Source organism: Coraliomargarita algicola (assembly GCF_033878955.1).
GTDB classification, from domain to species: domain Bacteria; phylum Verrucomicrobiota; class Verrucomicrobiia; order Opitutales; family Coraliomargaritaceae; genus Thalassobacterium; species Thalassobacterium algicola.
The window spans coordinates 3,926,360-3,944,390 of record NZ_CP138858.1; the positions used below are offsets into that span (position 1 = coordinate 3,926,360).

Genomic DNA, 18,031 nt, shown 5'->3' on the forward strand with positions numbered 1-18,031 from the left:
TTTTAATTTCCTCGCTAGGGTGCGTATTCAAACAGCCGACTAAACCGTTTTTTATCTGCGATTTCAATTAATGACCGTTCAACCACATGCACATCCTGTGCTTACTTGTCGCGAGGCAAAGAACTTTGAGACTGCGCTACTGATAGATGAGTCAGCCGAGTGGACTGCCATGGTGCGGGCGGGGCAGGGGATTGCTCGTTTGCTTGTGGAAGACTACGCAGAGATTCGTCCGGTGCCAGAGCATTTACGGGTTTTAGCCTTGGTTGGCAAGGGGCACAATGGAGGGGATGCGCTACTTGCGTGTGGACAATTACTGGCAGATTATCCGCGTGCTAAGGTCGATGTTATTTTAGCGGCGCATGCTGATCAACTGCGGCCGTTGACTGTCCGGGCGCTGGAGCAAGTAGAAGGCCGGGTTCAAATACATTCGATCTCAGAGCAGAGCGATGTTGTTAAGTTGACGCAAATGCTGATGCGAGTAGGTGGCTATGAGGGCTTTCATATCTGTATCGACGGTCTCTTAGGCATGTCTTTTAAGCCCCCGTTGCGTGAGCCAGTGGCGGCTTTAATTGCAGCCGTCAATGCCTTTGAAGGAATCGACTTACGTGCATCTGTTGACTTGCCGAGTGGGACAGGGGACGAAGTCTGGGAGGGCGCACGTACTTTTGATGCGGACTTTAGTTATGCGACAGGAGTGGTGAAGCAGCCACTCTTTGCGGGCATCGCGGACTGTGGTCGTGTGCGCTATGTAGACCTTGGTTTCTTTGAAACGCCGCAGGGGAAGGAATTGGTGACTGAGCAAGTGGTGCTCACGGATGCAGTGCTCGATCCTGTGCGACGTTTACGTCCTGCGGCCGTGGATAAGCGTTCGTTTGGCCATCTGTTCATTGTTGGTGGCTCGGCTTTTATGCCAGGAGCCTTGCTGATGGCAGTGAAGGCTGCAGTGCGCTCAGGGGTCGGCTTAGTCACTGCATTTGTGCCTGCATCGGTTGCGGGTGCCTTATCCGCTCAAGTGCCTGAAGCGATGTGGATTCCCTGGCCGGAAACTTTTCACGGTATGTTAAATCCGCGTGCCATGTCCTTGTTGCTGAATCGTATTCGTTATGCGACAGCCGTGCTTGTTGGTCCTGGAATGGGGCTGGGGCGCAGCACTGAATTGATCACTCAGCAGATCGTCAAGCGCGTCGATTTACCTATATTGTTGGATGCGGATTCGTTGTGTGTACGGGCGATGGAAGTGGTGCAAAAGCGCCGTGTGGATTACGCGCCAATCGTCATTACCCCGCACATGGGAGAGTTTATGCGGATTGCTAAATTACCAGAACCGAATAATTCACTCGAGGCTATGCTTGGCTTTTCTCAAGTGTATCATGTAGTGACTGTGCTCAAGGGCGCGAATACGCGTATCAGCGATGGGAAGACGGTGATGTATAGCACGCAAGGAGGCCCAGTGCTCTCGCGTGGCGGGAGTGGTGATATGCTCTCTGGTATCATTGGTGGTATGCTGGCGCAAGGCAATGTGGCGGTGCCTTTAGCGGTGGCACGTGGCGTGATGTTGCACGGCTTGGCGGCGCAACGTCTGGCGCGAGCGAAGGGGCAAGTCGCGGTGAACACCACTCAGATACTGGATTACTTACCCGAGGTTTTACGCGGTTGATCTTATGGCAGCGTCATTAAAACCTCGGCAGGCCTTGCTCGTTCTGAACGGTTTACAGCATGTGGGGCCCATTATGCTGCGGCGCTTGTTAGACGCTTTTGATCATGATCCAGTTGCTGTCCTTGAGGGGGATCGCCAAAAGTTAATGCAGGTGAAAGGAGTCGGCGATAAAGCTGCCACTGTGTTGACGCATTGGTCCGAGCATTTCGACTTAGCGAGAGAAGTCAGCCGTATGAAAGCTTCTGGCATACGTTTCCTTGCGCAGACTGATAGTAGTTTTCCTCCTATGCTTAAAGAGATGTATGATCCACCGATTGGTTTGTATTGGAAGGGGGAGTATAATGTTGACCGGCCATGCGTTGCGATCGTTGGAACACGCCGCGCAACACTCTATGGCCTTAATATTGCTAGAAAATTCGCGGCAGAGCTTGCGCGGCTCGGATTTTGTATTGTCAGCGGCATGGCGCGCGGCACCGACACTGCCGCGCATGAAGGCGCCTTGGAAGCAGGAGGTCAAACCGTGGCTGTGCTCGGTTGCGGATTGGATATTGTTTATCCGCCGGAGAATTTGGATCTATATCAGCAAATCGCAGTTCAGGGTGCCGTGGCGAGTGAATTTCCTTTTGGTCGCCGGGCGGACCGACAAACTTTTCCCATGCGTAATCGGGTGGTGGCAGGCATGTGCGAGGCTGTGATCGTGATTGAAAGTGACGTGTCTGGTGGTAGCATGATAACCGCACGTTTTGCCGGGGAGCAAGGCCGGCAGATTATGGCTGTTCCCGGGCGTATTGATCAGGCTAGCAGTGCTGGTTGTCATCAGCTGATTCGCGATGGGGCGACTATGGTGACTTCGGTGGACGACATTTTGGAAGAGTTACGCTATGCACGTCCAGAGCTGCAGCCTGAGGGCGAATTAGTATTCGAAGATACTGGTTCACGGCCGTCTTTGAGTTCTTTAGAGTGTGAGGTGCTTGATTGTTTTACTGGTGGAGAATTGTGTGCGCCTGATCAGATCTCGCAGCAGCTCAACCGTGGGGCGGCAGAAATTTCTGCGACTTTAATGGGGCTAGAAATTAAGCGTTTAATTGTTAAGCGAGCTGACGGGCGTTTTGAGGCGCGCTAGTTAGAGATTGGCGAGTCAATGCTGTTGTGTCTGGGGGCACTGGGCGATGTCGTCGTTCTCTAGCATAATAGATGAATGGGAACGTCCAAGATCGAATGGCTGGACGTCTCGGCTGGTCGCGGCCAAACTACAGCAGGTGACCATGTCATTTTTAGCTCACTTGAATCTTAACGATCTTCATGCGGCCCGCAGTGCCGACTTTGATACAGATCGCTCGTTTCGGGCATTTGAGTGTTTTTGAAATCAAGCTGATCAATTCCTGATTCGCCTTTCCATCGACCGGTGGTGATTTTATGCAGGCCTTCCATGTGCCATCGGCTAGTTGCTCCAGTTCGCTGGTTTTGGAGTTGGGTTTTACTTTGATTTGTAGCGTTTCTTCTTTCATTGGAGCTGCTGGTTCAGGAAAAAAATAGGCACTACGTAATTTTCCTGTAGTGTTTAGTGCTTATATTTATCTGAGGTAGGTTCGGCATGTTATTTGCTTACGTGTAGGTTCTATTCATGTATCTTTTTCTAGTAATTATATGCTTTTATTGCGTTATTTTGCTCGAAATGCGTTGGGCAAACATCTTTTTTACGCAATCTAGCATTCAACATGCTAGGCTTACTTGAATTCATCTACCAAACATTCACGTAATTAATAAATAATGAAGACTATACTCTATCTAGCCAGTGCCATTTGCTTCGCCGTAACAACTGCGGGCGCATCCTCGATTACATCTAGCGTTTTAGTTGAACAGCCTAGCGCAGAGGAGCAAATCCTAGGTCTTAGTGAGGCTGCAACAGGGCGTGACGAGATTGCAGGTGCCGCAGTCATCGCGAAGGAACGACCTGCAGTGAGTGGTTTTGAGCTCAATGTAGATTCAGAATTGGGCAGCTTGGCCCTGTTGGCAGGCTTTGTTGGAATGACTTTTGTGATGATTCGTCGCCGTCAGGCTTCTTGAGTCACGCTGCATTATTTTTCCCAGCGAGCCCAAGTGCCGCTGGGGACTGTGAAGGTGTTTTCTGAACCAGTTAGTAACATCTCGCCGCAGTCGAGTTGGCCATTGCCCAGTAGCTGTTGGATTAAGTTTTTCAGCACGATTGGGGTAAATCCGGGAGTATGACTGGTCAGGTAAACGAAACAGGGCTGGTTGCTCATGACTTTTTGCACCAGCTGGAGTGTCTCCAGTAGCGCGTGCTCGATCTTATATAGCTCGCCGCCTTTGCCACGTCCAAAGGAGGGAGGGTCGAGCAGTATTGCGTCATAGCGGCGGCCACGTTTGATTTCGCGAGTCAGGAATTTATTGACGTCGTCGACAATCCAGCGGATCGGGTGCTCGGCGAGTCCGTTGAGTTTGGCGTTTTCGCGCGCCCAGGCGACCATGCCTTTGGACGCGTCGACGTGGCAGCAGTGCGCTCCGCCTTGTGCCGCTGCTAATGTGGCTCCTCCTGAGTAGGCGAACAGGTTTAGGAAGTTGAGCGGTTCATTGCGGCGCTTACTGGCCTTGCTTATGTGATCTCGAATCCAGTTCCACATGGCGCGAGTTTCGGGAAAGACGCCTAAGTGCCCAAAGTCAGTGGTCGAAAGCTTCATTTTTACGCCATTGACCTGCGCGATCCAAGAGTCTGGCAGCTTGTCCCGTCCGCGCCATTCGAGGCCTTGCTTACGTGTAAAGAAGGCATCGGCTTGTTTCCAAGCTTGTGGCTGACTGGGGTTCCAAACCGCTTGTGCGCAGGGGCGGTTGAGCGTAATTTTGCCAAAGCGTTCTAGTTTGCGTCCGTGGCCGCTGTCGAGGAGTTCGTATTCGTTCATTGATTGCAGTAGGGAGTAGAGAGTGGGGCGTGGAAAGGAAAACTTCTCAATTTCCACAGTATGGGTCTCACTAGGCCATTGCTTGCACGAAGTGTTTGCGGCACATGGCGACGTAGCGTTCGTTGCCGCCGATTTCGACTTGTTCGCCTACCTTGATTGGTTTGCCGGAGGCGTCGGTACGGAGATTCATTGTGGCTTTACGGCCGCAGTGACAAATCGTTTTTAGCTCGGTTAAGTTGTCGGCCCACCCGAGTAGGGCGGCGCTGCCAGGAAAGAGGTTGCCTTGAAAATCAGTGCGCAGGCCATAGCAGAGCACGGGGATCGATAGATCGTCGGCGACTTTGGCCAGTTGCTCGACTTGTGGACGGGTGAGAAATTGCGCTTCGTCGATCAGGACGCAGGCCAGTGAGTCGGCCAAGTGGGCCGTGTGAATAGATGTGAATAAGTCGTCTTCGGGCTGAAAGGGAGTGGCATCTTTGGCGAGTCCGATCCGGGAGGCGATTTTACCGACGCCGGCACGTTGATCGATTAGGGGCGTCAGCAGCAGGGTTTTCATGCCGCGTTCATGATAGTTATGGCTCGATTGCAATAGCACGGTGCTTTTGCCCGCATTCATCGCGGAGTAGTAGAAATAGAGTTTGGCCATGTTTAGAGTTTGAGCAGATGGGCTGCGATCCCATAGCGGAGATTGTAGAAGGAGTGAGTTAAACTGGAGCGGCCAGACACTTCGAGTAGTGTGTCGATGGTAATCAGTGCAGTGGGGATGATGTCGGCGCGCGCGGCGGGCAGGTGAGGGATGCTGAGTCGCTCGTGGAGTGAGAGTGGCGCGAGTCGATTTTTGAGCTGGGTCAGCGTCGTGCGTTCTAAATGGGGTGGGGATTGCTCGATGTCGCAGTCAGTCTGGGCAGCCAATACAGCACGGCTCACGGTATAGGCTCCGCCCGTGGCGATAAGCGGTAGTTCAGTGGGTTGAAAGTCGAAGCCGCTGGTAGTTAGCTGCTCAGTTACATGCCGACGGATCGCTTGCTCGATCTCGGTTGAGAGTGGGGCTTCTTTATCTTGCAAAAATTGCTCGGTCAGTCGCACCGCGCCCAGTTGCAGTGAGATCGCTTGTTGAATTTGGCCGTTCTCGAAGCGAATGAGTTCCAGGCTGCCGCCGCCGATATCGCTTTGGATGAAGCGCGTCAGGCCAGCGATGGCGGGATCGCAGCTGAGGCCCTGACCGATGTAAGTCGCTTCTTCGGGGCCGCTGAGGATGCGTATCTGCAAGCCAGTTGCTTCAAAAACCGCTTGGACGAATTCGTGTCCGTTGATTGCATCGCGCACTGCGCTGGTGGCGACAATCGCGGTCTGGCTGGGATGGTAGTTGTGCGCCATGCGCTGTAGCTCCGCGATCGTCTGGGTGCCGGCTTGCATGGCCTCATCGCTTAAGTGTGGAAGTTCACGACTAATGCCAGCGCTAATGCGAGTCTCGATGGTTTCGCTGAAAAGCGTTTCCAAGCTATGGGGAGCAATTCCCGCTCGCGCGACCAGTAACTTGATGGAGTTACTGCCTACATCGATGACTGCGACTGTGTCTGGCATGCGTCATGGCACAATGCAGATGGGATTTCGTCAAGATTGGATGGGGGAGCAGGACGATCTGATGTGACTGGGGCGGGAACGTTCGAAGTCCGACATCCTACTTCGAGAGGATTCACAGGGGCTGGACTTTCGTTGGATTGTTGTCAGATTCGGAATATGCGATTTTTAACTTTGGTTGTTGTTTCGTTTTTTAGCAGTGCACTGTTGTTTGCATACGAAACTCCATTGCCGTTGGGAGCGTCCGATTTGGCCCCCGACTCGCGCTTGGTAGAATTTAAGCAAGCAGTTGATGTTTTGGATTTGAAGGCTGCTTTTGAAGCCGAAGCATTGGAGCAGTTGGACTTGGACTATGCGGTGGAGATTCCAGACGATTTGGAACTTTTAAAGCGGGAAAATGCTCAATTGAAAATTCGTGTGTCTGAGCTGGAGCGGCGCTTGACAGCGGTGGAAGCCAAGTTGGCAGAGTAACTGTTGCTCAGGGCTTATCCTTGGGGGCGACTTCCTCCGCTGTTCAGTGAATTTCGAATGTGGTGGCCGCTCTGTCACACAAAAAAAGCCCGCGATGACTCGCGGGCTTTTGAAAAATCTGTCTATAGCGACTAGACCAACATCAAGGCGGGGGTTTCCAAGATTTCCTTGAGCGCTTGCAGATACTGTGCGCCGACTGCGCCGTCGATGGTGCGATGGTCGCCTGAGAGGCCAATTTTCATGACTTGGCCGACCACGATCTCGTCCTTGTCGTTGACGACTGGTTTCTTAATCGTTGCGCCGATACTGAGGATGGCCGCGTTGTTGGGATTGATGATGCCGTAGAAATCGGAGATGCCAAACATGCCAAGGTTTGTGACCGTGAGTGTAGAACCGCTCATTTCGTTGGGAGTTAGCTTCTTGTCGCGGGCCTTCTTGATCAGCACTTTGGCTTCGGCTCCGATTTCGCGCAGGCCTTTGGTTTCGGCTGCGCGAATGACTGGAGTGACCAGGCCGTCGTCGATCGCAACGCCAAAGGCGAGGTGCACGTTCGGGTGTTGCTTGATGCTCTCACCCTCCCATGAGCGATTGATGGCGGGCACCCGGCGCACGGCTTCAGCCGCGGCTTTGAGTGTCAAATCGTTGACTGTAAACTTGGTGCCACCGTGCTCCTTGGGGAGATCGGCTAGTTTCGCATTGAGTTCGGCGCGCAGTTTGGCGAGTGGGGCTCCGTCGACTTCGATCTGGAGATAGAAGTGCGGGGCTTGTGTTTTGGAGCCTACCAGTGCCTTCGCGATGCTCTTGCGCATGTTGGATACGGGCAGATCCAAGGCTTCCAGAGTCGCTACAGGAGCGGCGGCAGGGGCTGGTGTGCTGCTGGCCGGGGCGGCTGCTCCGGGTTTCGCATTTTCAACGTCTGCTTTGACGATGCGTCCACCAGGGCCTGTGCCTTGAATGCTTACTAAGTCGATGCCTTTATCAGCAGCGATCTTTTTGGCTAAAGGAGAGGCTTTGATACGTCCATCAGTTGTAGTTGTCGCGGGTGCAGGCGCTGCGGCCGGGCTCGGCTCGGGCTTGGGGGCCGACTCGCTTGGCGCGGGCGTGGATTCTGCGGCGGCTGGTTCTGGTTCGGCGGCCGCTGCAGCCGCGGGTGCGCTATTCTGTGCCGCAGGCGCTTCTTCGCCCTCTTCGCCAATCGCTGCGATGGCATCGCCGACGGCGACCTCTTGGCCCTCAGCGGCGTATTGTTTGATCAGTACGCCGTCGTCGAAGCACTCGACTTCCATGGTTGCTTTGTCAGTCTCGACCTCCGCAATCATGTCGCCGCTGGAAATTGCGTCGCCTTCGTTTTTTAACCATTTGACCAGCGTGCCCACCGTCATGGTGTCGCTGAGTTTGGGCATGTCGATAAGTGTAGCCATAAGAATTAGGAATTATGAATTAGGAGATGAATGCGTTCGTTATGCCATAACTTTCAGTGCGCATTCGATAATGCGCTCTTCGTTAGGGATCTGCCAGTCTTCCAGTTCTTTGGAATAGAAGTTCGGTGCGTCGATCGCGGAAACACGGTGAATCGGGCCGTCCAGATAGTCGAAGGCTTTGAGCTGAATCATGTGGGAGATCTGAGCATCTACGCCGCAGAAAGGCTTGTTCTCTTCTACCAGCATGACGCGGTGTGTTTTCTTGACCGAGTTTAAAATGGTCTCTTCATCCAACGGGCGGATGGAGCGCAGGTCGACGACTTCCACACTGATCTCGTGCTCTTCTTCCAGCGTTTTTGCGGCTTGTAGCGAAAGCATCGCACAGCGGCCGTGTGAGACAATCGTCAGATCACTGCCTTCTTTTAGCACATTGGCGACGCCGAGCTCGACGATGTATTCTTCTTCCGGTACTTCCCACTTTTCTCCGTAGAGCAGGGTGTTTTCCATTACGAAGACCGGGTCGTTATCACGGATGGCGGCTTTCATCAAACCCTTGGCATCGTAAGCGTTTGAAGGGCAGACGACTTTCAGGCCCGGGTGGTTGGCCACCATGTTTTCCGGTGTGTGTGAGTGTGTCGCGCCGACGCTCGTGCCACCATTGGCGGGACCGCGAACGACGATGGGCACATTCATTAAGCCCCCCGACATATAGCGACAGAAGGAGGCATTGTTGAACAGCTGGTCGATCGCGACATAGCTGAAGGACATAAACATCATTTCAACGACAGGGCGGATGCCGAGCATCGAGGCACCAATCGCGAGGCCTGAGAAGGCCGCTTCAGAGATGGGAGTATCGATCAGGCGTTTATCGCCGTGCTTCTCCCATAGGCCTTCAGTTACTTTATAGGCTCCGTTGTATTGAGCGACTTCTTCGCCCATGATGCAGACGTTCTCGTCGCGTTGGATTTCCTCGTCGAGTGCTTGCTTGATTGCTTCGCGGTATGTGATGAGTGGCATGGTTTTTTTCAGAGGCCAGATGACAGAAGTCAGAGGCCAGGTTTCAGTTGACGGTGGTCAGAGACCGAATGTCAGTTAGTTCGTTTTAAATGTAGTGAATGAAGCTATAGTGGATCTGTGAGTTTGCTGATGAAGTGGGCTTCGTAGCGACGTTTCGCCCAAGCTTCGCGCAAATTCATCGGAACAGAACGGGAGGAACGACGAATTTGGCTGGTCAGAGCAAAGGCTTCTTCACGCGGAAAGGATTTACTGACTTCAAAAATCTGCATCGCGAGCGAATAACTTTTCTGGTAAACTGTAAGTTCTTTTGCGTCTTTGATCAGCATTTCGTATTCCTTTCTATTCTGTAAGTCTGTCCTCTGCTTTCTGGTTCCTGTCCTCTGACTTCTGTTCTCTGCAAATCTGCCCCTTCGGGGCTAGTCGTTAAAGAAGTAGGTGCCCTTGAGCTTACCTTCGGTGTCGTTGTCGACTTCCCAGTAGACGTCGGTTTGGATCTCGCTGCGAGGTGCGACGGGGCTTTCATCTGCAAATTTCGCAGAAGCTTCGGCCTCATCTTTCTTCTCTTGGTCGATACGTTTGGCTTCGGCTTCGGTGAGGGTGCCGTCGGCCAGCAATTGTTGTTTGATCACATTGACCGGGTCCTTGGTACGCTTGTATTCCTCAATCTCCTCTTTGGTTCGATATTTCTCGTGGTTCGCGTCCGCCACTGAGTGACCACGATAGCGGTAGGTGCGGATTTCCAGCAGAAAGGGCTTCATTTCTTCACGCGCGCGGACCATTGCACGATTGGCGACTTCACGGACTTCAAATACGTCGTGCCCATTGCATACTTCCCACTCCATGTCGAAGCCGTCGGCACGGTGCGCCAAGTTTTCGGCTGCAGAAGAGCGCTTGAGGCTGGTGCCCATTGAGTAGCCGTTGTTTTCAATGACAAAGACTACCGGAATGTTCCAGAGTGATACCAGATTAAGCGTCTCCATGAAGGAGCCTTGGTTTACGGCTCCGTCGCCCAGGAAGGCGAGTGCGCAGCCCTTGAGGCCTTTATATTTGAGTGCGAAGGCGAGTCCTGCGCCGAGCGGTGTCTGCCCTGCGACAATCCCGTGGCCGCCCCAGTAATTCTTGTCGGGGGCGAAGAAGTGCATCGAGCCACCTTTGCCCTTGGAGCAACCTGTGTGTTTGCCATACATCTCGGCCATACATTCGTTCATCGACATACCGACCGCCAGCGCGTGTCCGTGGTCGCGATAAGCGGTGATGATGTGGTCGTTCTCTTCCATCAGCGAAACGATGCCAGTGGCCACCGCTTCTTGTCCGATATATAGATGCAGGAAGCCGCCAATCTTACCTTGGTTGTAGGCCCGCAGCGAGCGCTCTTCAAAGCGGCGAATGCCGACGATCGTGCTGTAGAGTGCGATCTTTTCTTCTTTGGAAAGTGATTTATTAATCGGAGCCGTCGCGAAGTTCTGTGACTTGGCGGGTGTCTTGGCCACCGATGTGGTTTTCGATGTGGATTTCTTTTTCGTAGTAGCCATAAGCGTAGACTGCTCAAATTCGCACAGACCCGCAGGATGACAAGACTAAAACCTAAAAACTGGGAGATGCTTAGGTATTTAGAGTCGCGAAAAGTTATTCGTGATTCATTATTAGCGTAATGTATTTATCTTGTGGTCTTGGTTCTTTGAGCTGGGGAGAGTTGAGCGTCGGGGGAGCTTGATGAAATTTAAAGGTGTCGTGCGCGTCCGCGAGTGCCGATTCTTCGAGTGCCCGGGGGGAAGGGTGTAGATCTTGTTCAATAAAACTTGAACAAACTGATCTGTGCTGCCAGCTTACGCTTTTTATATACTATCACTTTTTGCTCACACGCTAGATGGCTGCATCTCCAATAGACGACTCTGCTTTATCCGCTTGGGAGGCATCGATGATCGATGTCTTTGTTCGTGCGGCTAGTTTGATTGGCTTGCCGCGTTCGATTGGCGAAATTTATGGTCTGCTCTTTTGTTCGCCGCGGGCGCTCACTTTTGATGAGTTGGTGGAGCGTTTGCAAATTAGTAAAGGGTCGGTCAGCCAGGGAGTGAAGGTCTTGCGTCAGATCGGTGCAGTGAAACTGCACTATGTAGCTGGCAGTCGCCGAGATCATTATCAGCCAGAGCTATCCATGAAGCGTTTGGTGCGTGGGTTTATAAAAGATCAGTTTGAGCCTCACTTGGCTTCCGGTTCCGAGCGTTTGGAGGGGCTTGACTCCTTGATTCAGCAAGAGAGCGATGAAGTCTTGCGCAAGCATGCGTTAAATCGTCTGGGCACCTTGCTTACCTGGCAGCAGCGCACTCGTAAATTGGTGCCGATTGTTATGGCTGTACTCGGTGGTACTAAGTTCTTCGCAAAAGATTCTTCGGATGAAGAGTATGTTATTTAAGGTTAAGGCATGAACTGGAACACTTTGATTTTTTCTCGGCAAAGCTTTTCAAGTGTCAAGACATGCGCCAGCATGGTAATTCATTTTTTCTATCGACCTCGCTAAAGTTTGTGCATTAGTCCGATCTTTTTTTTACGCGCTCTCCCTTAACAGCTTTTCATCTCGTGTTATTTCCTGCTCTATTTTTTCTTCTTCTTGGCTGTCTGAGCTCATGGCTGGTGATTCATATTTGCTTGTATGCCGGCCTAGGGCAGGGCGGTGACAGCCAGCCGCAGCACCACCACACACATACTGGGATTATTCCGCGTATTGGAGGCTTGGGGATCGTGGCGGGCTTCGCGCTTACGTATCTGTTGTGTTTCTTTTATCTAGATCATATGGATAATAAGACACTGGTCCACTACGGTATTTTTGTGGGAGCCGCCGGAGCGTTCTTACTTGGTTTTATTGATGATTTTCGTCCGCTGGGGGCTCGGGTCAAGTTGTTGGCGCAGATCATTATCGCGATGATTGCGCATGAATGTGGACTGTCCATTGATAAGATTGGAATTCCCTTTATGGATGTCGCGTTGCCACTTGGGATATTTAGCATGGCACTTACGGTGGCTTGGATCGTGACTATTATGAATCTGATCAATCTGATCGATGGTCTGGATGGTTTGGCTGGTGGTGTGGGGCTGATGTTGATGGCGCTGCTGGCATTTTTGGCCTATCAATCCGGAGTTACGATTTCTCTGGTGCTCGCGCTGGGCATGATGGGGGCGATTATGGGGTTTCTTTTTCATAACTTCCCGCCGGCCAAAGTTTATATGGGCGATTCCGGTGCCTATTTGATTGGTTTTGTGATCGCCGCACTCTCTTTGGTGAATTCTGAGAAGGGGACCGTCTTAGCGGCTTTGATCGCTCCAGTCTTAGCCCTGGCCTTGCCGATTGCGGATGTCGCTTACGCGATGCTGCGTCGTGGCATTAAAGGTTTGCCAATCTTTCGACCGGATCAGGGGCATATTCATCACCGTTTGATTCGTGCAGGTTTGTCACGTCAGAAAACGGTGGTATTTCTCTATGGGATTTCACTTTTTGCACTGATTGGTGGCTTGCTTGCTTTCTCATACCAGGGGCGCTACTTGCCCATTTTTCTGGGTTTTGCTTTCGCGATTGTGCTGTTCACTTTGAAGGGGCAGAATATCTCGCCTGAAGTGGTGCAACATATTCTGACGGATTCATTTCAGGCGCGGCAGGATACCAAAAATTCACTCTACTTGCGGGATTGGTTTACCGTTGAAGCCGAGCGTGCGGACACCGGGCAGCACTTGTGGGCGGATTATAGGTTTATTTTGAAGAAGATGGGCTTTTGTCGGGCAGAGCTCAGTGTTAAGGGGGCGGTGCGCACCTTTTTTCAGCCAGATACACCGCATGATGAGCCTGAGTTACTTTGGAGCGAAACGCATCAAATTGGTCCCGATGTGTCGCTGACGGTGCATGCGGCGAAAGATAACTTTTCGGAGCGTCAGTTTTCTATTATTTCCGATATCGCAGCTGAGGCGTGGTCCAAAGCTGCCGTTCGTTGGAAAGAGACGAATGATAGTTCGCTGGATTTTGAGGCCAAAGCCAGTGAGGCCTCTAATTATCGCGAGCAAAAAGCTAGAAATCTGTATCGACCGACGTACTAAATTTATGCAAGTTTGCTGGTAGCGTGCCAAGCTACTGTGCGGCCTCGGTTCTTTGAGCTGGGGATCGGATGGAACGGGAAACATCGAATCTTCAACATTGAATGTTGAATGCTACAGTAGTCGGGTTGGCTCTGCCGCCCGATTTCGTATTCAGTATCCATGCCACGATTTCGTTTTTTCGATTTTAGCGTGTAACAGAACTCGATTTACTTATGAAAATTTTAGTCACAGGGGGGTGTGGTTTTATCGGTTCCAATCTGGTTCGTTTATTAGTCAAAGATAAGAACTGTTCAGTCGTGAACCTCGATAAGTTGACGTATGCGGGGAATCTGGAATCTTTAGCGGATTTGGCGGCTCATCCTAGTTATGTCTTGGAACAGGTGGATCTGTGCTCTCATGGATGAGTTTCGGCAGTCGCCGGATTACGAATTTCTGATTAATGATTCCGGAGCCGATGAAAAATCTCAGTCATCAGTCATCAAGAATCGCACAAAAGTTATGAAGAACTCATCACGTTTGTGGCAGACAGGCCCGGCCACGACCTGCGCTATGCCATTGATTCGTCTAAAATTCGTGACGAATTGGGCTGGGCTCCTAAGGAAGATTTCGAATCTGGTTTCCGCAAGACGGTGCAATGGTATTTAGAGCATCGCGAGTGGTGGGAGCATATCCTAAGCGGCGATTATCAGCTCGAACGACTGGGGCAGTCGTAGAGAACGCACGAGGTCGAAGCTTCAATATTGTATTTTTGAATTTGGACCTGGTCGGGTGGCTTGGACGCCCGGTCGATTCTTGGTCTTTCCCGGGCTGGTTCGGTTTGTTCATAAAAACTTGAACTAATCGAGACTTGGTTTCACTGATAGGAACTATTGAGTGCACATGCACCCTTGCATTTCTCGTTTTGTGGTTCGCTGCTTGGTGTGACCAATGGCGGTAGCGTGTTTAGTCTCAGGAGTTGACGGAGCGGTCTCCGTTTGGGGGAAATGTGCAGCTCATTCTTTAATAGGTTTATGCCAAGAAAAAGTTCAGGGATGAAACAGTCATCATCCACAGTTCAACGATCCAAATCCAAGGGTGCGTCGCTGCGGGAGTGGTTGCTTGTTATCAGCGGTGGACTCACGCTTGCGTTCACCGCATGGGGACTCGGAGGCGTAGAAGCTTGGACGTTGCACATATTGTTTGCGGGAGGCGTGCTGACTTTTGCGTTGGCGCTGTGTCCCTTTCCTGAGTGCATTCGCTCTCCTCTTTCTAACCTACACTTCCCACTCAAGTCGTTGCAGCGGCTTGTCCGTTGGCCTTTTTTCTGGTGCAGCTTGCTTTTTCTGCTGTATCTACTCGCGGGCGCGTTGAATCCAGTTGCTGCGGTCATGCGTGATGAGCGTGGCTGGTGGGTGGAAGCAATACCTCCGGTTCTTGCGAAGTGGTTGCCAGGTTCTGTGCGTTCAGATTACCAGCCGATGAATGCCTGGCGAGTGTTGGTTAGTTTTTCGGGGAGCTTTGCTCTGATCTGGGGCCTATGGGCGGGACTCACTCGTCGTTCAAGCACCTTAGCTGTGTTGTGGTGCCTTTTGTTGAGTGGTGCAGGTATGGGGATGGTGGCTATCTTGCAAGATTTGACAGAGTCCAAGGAGGTGCTTTGGACTTTTTCGTCCAGTAATCCTCGTTTTTGGGGCAGCTTTTTCTATCGCAATCAGGCCGCCGCTTTTCTTAATCTGATTCTGGTATTGGCTGCCTTTTTATTCTTTTATCATGCTGTGAAGACACGGGCAAAGGCCCGTTCTGGTGGCCCACATTTTTTGTGTTTTCTTTTATTTGGTCTTAGCGCTGCCTCTGTCGCGATGGCGCTCTCCCGTGGAGGGATTCTTTTTGCAGGCGTGATTAGTCTTAGCTTTTTGGGTTTGCTGCTTATTTTCATGCTGCAGGGGCTGATATATCAAAATGCGACTATCGCGACCTTAATACCGGTTCTGTTACTGACGGCAGCTGCGTTTCTAGCCATTCGGATCATCGACTTGAATGCCATTCAGCAACGCTTTGGCGATATCGAAGCACAGGTTGAATCGCTGGATCAAAACTTACGTACTCTGAGGTACTCGAGCGACATGGGATATGGCGCAAGATCGCTTGGGGCTTGGTTGGGGGCCCGGTTCTTTCCGCTATATCTTTCCCATGTATCAGCGCAATTATCCGGATATTTTTTATCTCAACTGGTTGAAATGGCAGGGGAAGCAAGGACGTCAGGCTTACCATTATGCCCATAATGATCTTGTTCAGTTTGTCGCGGAATACGGGCTTGTCGGGAGTACGTTGATATTTGGTGCGATATTCTTATTAATACTGCAGGCAATTTACCACAGTGGGGAGCAAAGCTTCGCAGTGCTCATTTTATTGGTAGGAACGGGCCAGGCATTCGGACATGCTTTTATTGATTTTATTTTTAACAGCCCTGCCTATTGGATGGCCTTTGTAGGCATACTGGTAGTGGCGACTAAGCTCTTGAGTTTAGAAAGTCGTAGCATCCACCGCAGACGTGTATCTTCTGATTTAAAATAGATGGGGCGCTAAGCTCCAAGTGTAGAGATTCAATAGAGATCACTATTACTGAAAATTATTATAATATGCTTAAAATCGACATCTATTGGGATTTAAGAGCCACCGATCCTGTTCGTCACACCGGAGTCGGGAAGCATGTGATTGAAGTGATTAAAGGTCTTGTGGGGACTGGCTTATTTGATGTGCGAATGCTGATCGCTAAAGACCAAGTTGAAATGTGGGCTCAGCAAGCTGTCGTTTATGATTGGTCGAGACTAAACGTTGTCCATTTACCATACACAAATAAGGGCTATCGTTTTCGAGTGGGGGCAGGCTTACCTTTATTCTTGGATCATATTTGTGAAGAGCGTGATTTGGTCTATTCACCGATGGAAATTGTGCTCTCTTTGAAGCACATACCTTTTATTAATACAATACATGGTATTCCTTGTTTTGAGAGAACAATTCAATCGGACGTTTATAATAGTGGTTTATATCGTAAAGAACGAGTGAAGCAGTCGTGGTTTTTTGCACGCTCACGCCGTCTGTGTCGGGCAAATTTTGTGGTGTCCGATTATTTAAAAGAGAGACTTCGCACTCAGTTTGGCTTTAATTCCAATTGTTTGTATTCGGTTTATAATGGAGCTGAAGATTTTTATTATCGGGGCAGCGAATGTGGAGCTGTAATAGGCGAGTCATCAGAGTCGATACGCTTACTGCAGGTCGGAGGTGCGAATATTTTTGATGGCGCGCCTGCATTACTTCAAGTCGCACGTCAATTGGAGAAAGTCTATCCGCAGGCTAGACTGGAGATCGTCGGAGATCGTCATGAGGCTCCATGGGAGCAACTATTGAGAGCTCAGAGTAATGTTGAGTGGTCTGGATTTTTGAATGGTCCTAGCTTGTTAGAAGCCATGCAGCGGTCAACTGCTTTGCTCTATCTGCCAGCGGTCGAGTCGTTCGGGATTATTGGGGTCGAAGCTATGGCAGCGGGCCTGCCTATTCTTGCGATGAAATCGACAGCGCTTCCTGAGGTCTTGGGAGATGCTGCCTTGTGGGTCAATGGCGAGGATTCTAGGTCCTTAGCAGCGGGTTTAAAAGTAATCGTGGAAGATGATTCTGTGCGCGATCAGTTAATTGCAAGAGGCCGGAAGCGTGCCAATTGTTATCGCTGGTCGAACGTGGTCGAACGTGTGGTTGAAGGCTTCCAGCAAGTCTTAAGCAATTAGCTAAGCCAACCGTGTGGAGCAGGTCTTTATGCGGTCATTAATTATCGATGAGACACTTCGTTTTTTGGCAACCGATTCCCAGCTTTCATCAGGAAGGTTTTCTGGTGGCGTTGGCACAAGCGGATTGGGTGGCTTCAGTTACTTTGAAGTATGAGACCGAGTTACCAGAAAATAGACGTCAATCCGGCTGGCGTGACGGGTTATTTCCCGGAGTTGCATTAGAGCCGATACGAGCAGGTGAATGTCCGAATGAGTCAGCTGCGCATGTGCATTTCTTTACTGGATTTCTGACGCATCGTGAGATTTGGAACTCATTTAAGCGTATTTCTTTACGTGCACCATGCCATTGTTATGCCTTTGCAGAAGCGCCGGAATGTGTGGGTTGGAAGGGGATTCTCCGTAAAGTAAAATACAGAATTAATGCGCGTCGGATTGCACCTCGACTCGATGGTATGTTGGCCCTCGGTCAACTTGGAGTCGATTTTTATCGTGGCATTTTGCCCTCATCGATTGGTGTATACGAGTTCGCTTACTACGACGTTCGTGAATCTGAGATTCATGAATTGGATTTACAGTGTGATGATAGTCAACAATCAGCAAGTCGGCATTACCGTTTCTTGTATGTCGGCCAGTTGATTCATCGCAAAGGAGTGGATCGGCTGTTGCGAGCCTTGGCTTCGGTCTCCCTTGAAGAGTGGACGCTTACTTTGGTGGGGGAAGGATGTGATCAGCAGAGACTACAAGCACTCGCCTCAACATTAGGGATCTCTGATAAAATAGAATGGTGCGGCAGCTTGCCTAGTTCCGAACTCTACGCTTATTATCAACGAGCCGATTGTTTGGTGCTCCCGAGTCGATGGGATGGTTGGGGCATGACAGTTAATGAAGCGCTCCGCTGCGGCTGCGCTGTGTTGGTATCTCCTAGTTGTGGTGCCGCCTCAATCCTTCAGCGGAGCTCACAGCTTCCCGTCGAGGTTGAAAAGTGGCCTGAATTGTTAGAAGCCCATATCTGTGGAGGTACGATTAGCGCTGTAGCACGGGGGGCGAATGTGCAGATTGCAAAGTCACTCAGCGGTGAGGCGGGGGTGGCGCGATTGAAATCGGTGCTTTGTAATTAGTGAA

General features: G+C 51.0%; 17 protein-coding genes and 2 pseudogenes. 11 read left to right on the forward strand and 8 right to left on the reverse strand.

What is annotated here, in order from left to right; translation table 11 throughout:
* Nucleotides 1-97: 97 nt before the first annotated feature.
* A complete protein-coding gene (locus SH580_RS16190; RefSeq protein WP_319831871.1) occupies nt 98-1,657 on the forward strand; it encodes an NAD(P)H-hydrate dehydratase in 1,560 nt (519 codons plus the stop codon).
* Between the two features lie 4 nt (nt 1,658-1,661).
* Nucleotides 1,662-2,780 carry a DNA-processing protein DprA gene (gene dprA, locus SH580_RS16195; RefSeq protein WP_319831872.1) on the forward strand — a complete coding sequence of 373 codons (1,119 nt, stop codon included), beginning with the start codon at nt 1,662-1,664 and terminating at the stop codon, nt 2,778-2,780.
* Between the two features lie 151 nt (nt 2,781-2,931).
* On the opposite strand, the gene SH580_RS16200 is transcribed toward dprA, so the two are convergent.
* Nucleotides 2,932-3,165: a DUF167 domain-containing protein gene (locus tag SH580_RS16200; protein WP_319831873.1), complete on the reverse strand. Its 234-nt coding sequence runs from the start codon at nt 3,163-3,165 to the stop codon at nt 2,932-2,934.
* A gap of 262 nt (nt 3,166-3,427) precedes the next feature.
* Between SH580_RS16200 and SH580_RS16205 the strand changes: the two genes are divergently transcribed.
* On the forward strand, nt 3,428-3,724 hold the full coding sequence (locus tag SH580_RS16205) for a hypothetical protein (protein ID WP_319831874.1): 297 nt from the start codon (nt 3,428-3,430) through the stop codon (nt 3,722-3,724).
* An 11-nt stretch (nt 3,725-3,735) separates the two neighbouring features.
* Here SH580_RS16205 and SH580_RS16210 read toward each other — a convergent pair whose 3' ends face one another.
* The 3 genes from SH580_RS16210 to SH580_RS16220 form a co-directional block, all read right to left on the reverse strand.
* Nucleotides 3,736-4,575 (reverse strand): class I SAM-dependent methyltransferase, encoded by an 840-nt coding sequence (locus SH580_RS16210; protein ID WP_319831875.1) that lies wholly within the window; start codon nt 4,573-4,575, stop codon nt 3,736-3,738.
* A gap of 70 nt (nt 4,576-4,645) precedes the next feature.
* Nucleotides 4,646-5,221, reverse strand: coding sequence for a thymidine kinase (locus SH580_RS16215; protein ID WP_319831876.1), 576 nt, complete (start codon nt 5,219-5,221; stop codon nt 4,646-4,648).
* Between the two features lie 2 nt (nt 5,222-5,223).
* Nucleotides 5,224-6,159: a Ppx/GppA phosphatase family protein gene (locus tag SH580_RS16220; protein ID WP_319831877.1), complete on the reverse strand. Its 936-nt coding sequence runs from the start codon at nt 6,157-6,159 to the stop codon at nt 5,224-5,226.
* A gap of 156 nt (nt 6,160-6,315) precedes the next feature.
* Between SH580_RS16220 and SH580_RS16225 the strand changes: the two genes are divergently transcribed.
* Nucleotides 6,316-6,627, forward strand: a complete 312-nt coding sequence (locus tag SH580_RS16225; protein WP_319831878.1) for a hypothetical protein — start codon at nt 6,316-6,318, stop codon at nt 6,625-6,627.
* Between the two features lie 131 nt (nt 6,628-6,758).
* On the opposite strand, the gene SH580_RS16230 is transcribed toward SH580_RS16225, so the two are convergent.
* The 4 genes from SH580_RS16230 to pdhA all read right to left on the reverse strand — a co-directional run bounded on the left by SH580_RS16230 (nt 6,759) and on the right by pdhA (nt 10,597).
* Nucleotides 6,759-8,048: a dihydrolipoamide acetyltransferase family protein gene (locus SH580_RS16230; protein WP_319831879.1), complete on the reverse strand. Its 1,290-nt coding sequence runs from the start codon at nt 8,046-8,048 to the stop codon at nt 6,759-6,761.
* A gap of 39 nt (nt 8,049-8,087) precedes the next feature.
* Entirely contained in the window at nt 8,088-9,065 is a 978-nt protein-coding gene (locus tag SH580_RS16235; protein WP_319831880.1) for an alpha-ketoacid dehydrogenase subunit beta, read from the reverse strand.
* Nucleotides 9,066-9,169: 104 nt separating this feature from the next.
* Nucleotides 9,170-9,391, reverse strand: a complete 222-nt coding sequence (locus tag SH580_RS16240; protein WP_319831881.1) for a four helix bundle protein — start codon at nt 9,389-9,391, stop codon at nt 9,170-9,172.
* A 90-nt stretch (nt 9,392-9,481) separates the two neighbouring features.
* Nucleotides 9,482-10,597, reverse strand: a complete 1,116-nt coding sequence (gene pdhA, locus SH580_RS16245) for a pyruvate dehydrogenase (acetyl-transferring) E1 component subunit alpha (RefSeq protein WP_319831882.1) — start codon at nt 10,595-10,597, stop codon at nt 9,482-9,484.
* Between the two features lie 335 nt (nt 10,598-10,932).
* Here pdhA and SH580_RS16250 point away from each other — a divergent pair, with 335 nt between their 5' ends.
* The 7 genes and pseudogenes from SH580_RS16250 (at nt 10,933) to SH580_RS16280 (ending at nt 18,027) form a co-directional block, all read left to right on the forward strand.
* A complete protein-coding gene (locus SH580_RS16250; protein ID WP_319831883.1) occupies nt 10,933-11,478 on the forward strand; it encodes a GbsR/MarR family transcriptional regulator in 546 nt (181 codons plus the stop codon).
* 218 nt (nt 11,479-11,696) lie between these two features.
* Nucleotides 11,697-13,148 (forward strand): MraY family glycosyltransferase, encoded by a 1,452-nt coding sequence (locus SH580_RS16255; protein WP_319831884.1) that lies wholly within the window; start codon nt 11,697-11,699, stop codon nt 13,146-13,148.
* 212 nt (nt 13,149-13,360) lie between these two features.
* Nucleotides 13,361-13,543, forward strand: a pseudogene (locus tag SH580_RS22220) (GDP-mannose 4,6-dehydratase); the annotation flags it as partial.
* Between the two features lie 99 nt (nt 13,544-13,642).
* Nucleotides 13,643-13,861, forward strand: a pseudogene (locus tag SH580_RS22225) (GDP-mannose 4,6-dehydratase); the annotation flags it as partial.
* Nucleotides 13,862-14,158: 297 nt separating this feature from the next.
* Nucleotides 14,159-15,409 carry a hypothetical protein gene (locus SH580_RS16270; RefSeq protein ID WP_319831886.1) on the forward strand — a complete coding sequence of 417 codons (1,251 nt, stop codon included), beginning with the start codon at nt 14,159-14,161 and terminating at the stop codon, nt 15,407-15,409.
* 357 nt (nt 15,410-15,766) lie between these two features.
* A complete protein-coding gene (locus SH580_RS16275) occupies nt 15,767-16,909 on the forward strand; it encodes a glycosyltransferase (protein ID WP_319831887.1) in 1,143 nt (380 codons plus the stop codon).
* Between the two features lie 47 nt (nt 16,910-16,956).
* Nucleotides 16,957-18,027, forward strand: a complete 1,071-nt coding sequence (locus SH580_RS16280; RefSeq protein WP_319831888.1) for a glycosyltransferase — start codon at nt 16,957-16,959, stop codon at nt 18,025-18,027.
* The last annotated feature ends 4 nt before the right edge of the window (nt 18,028-18,031 follow it).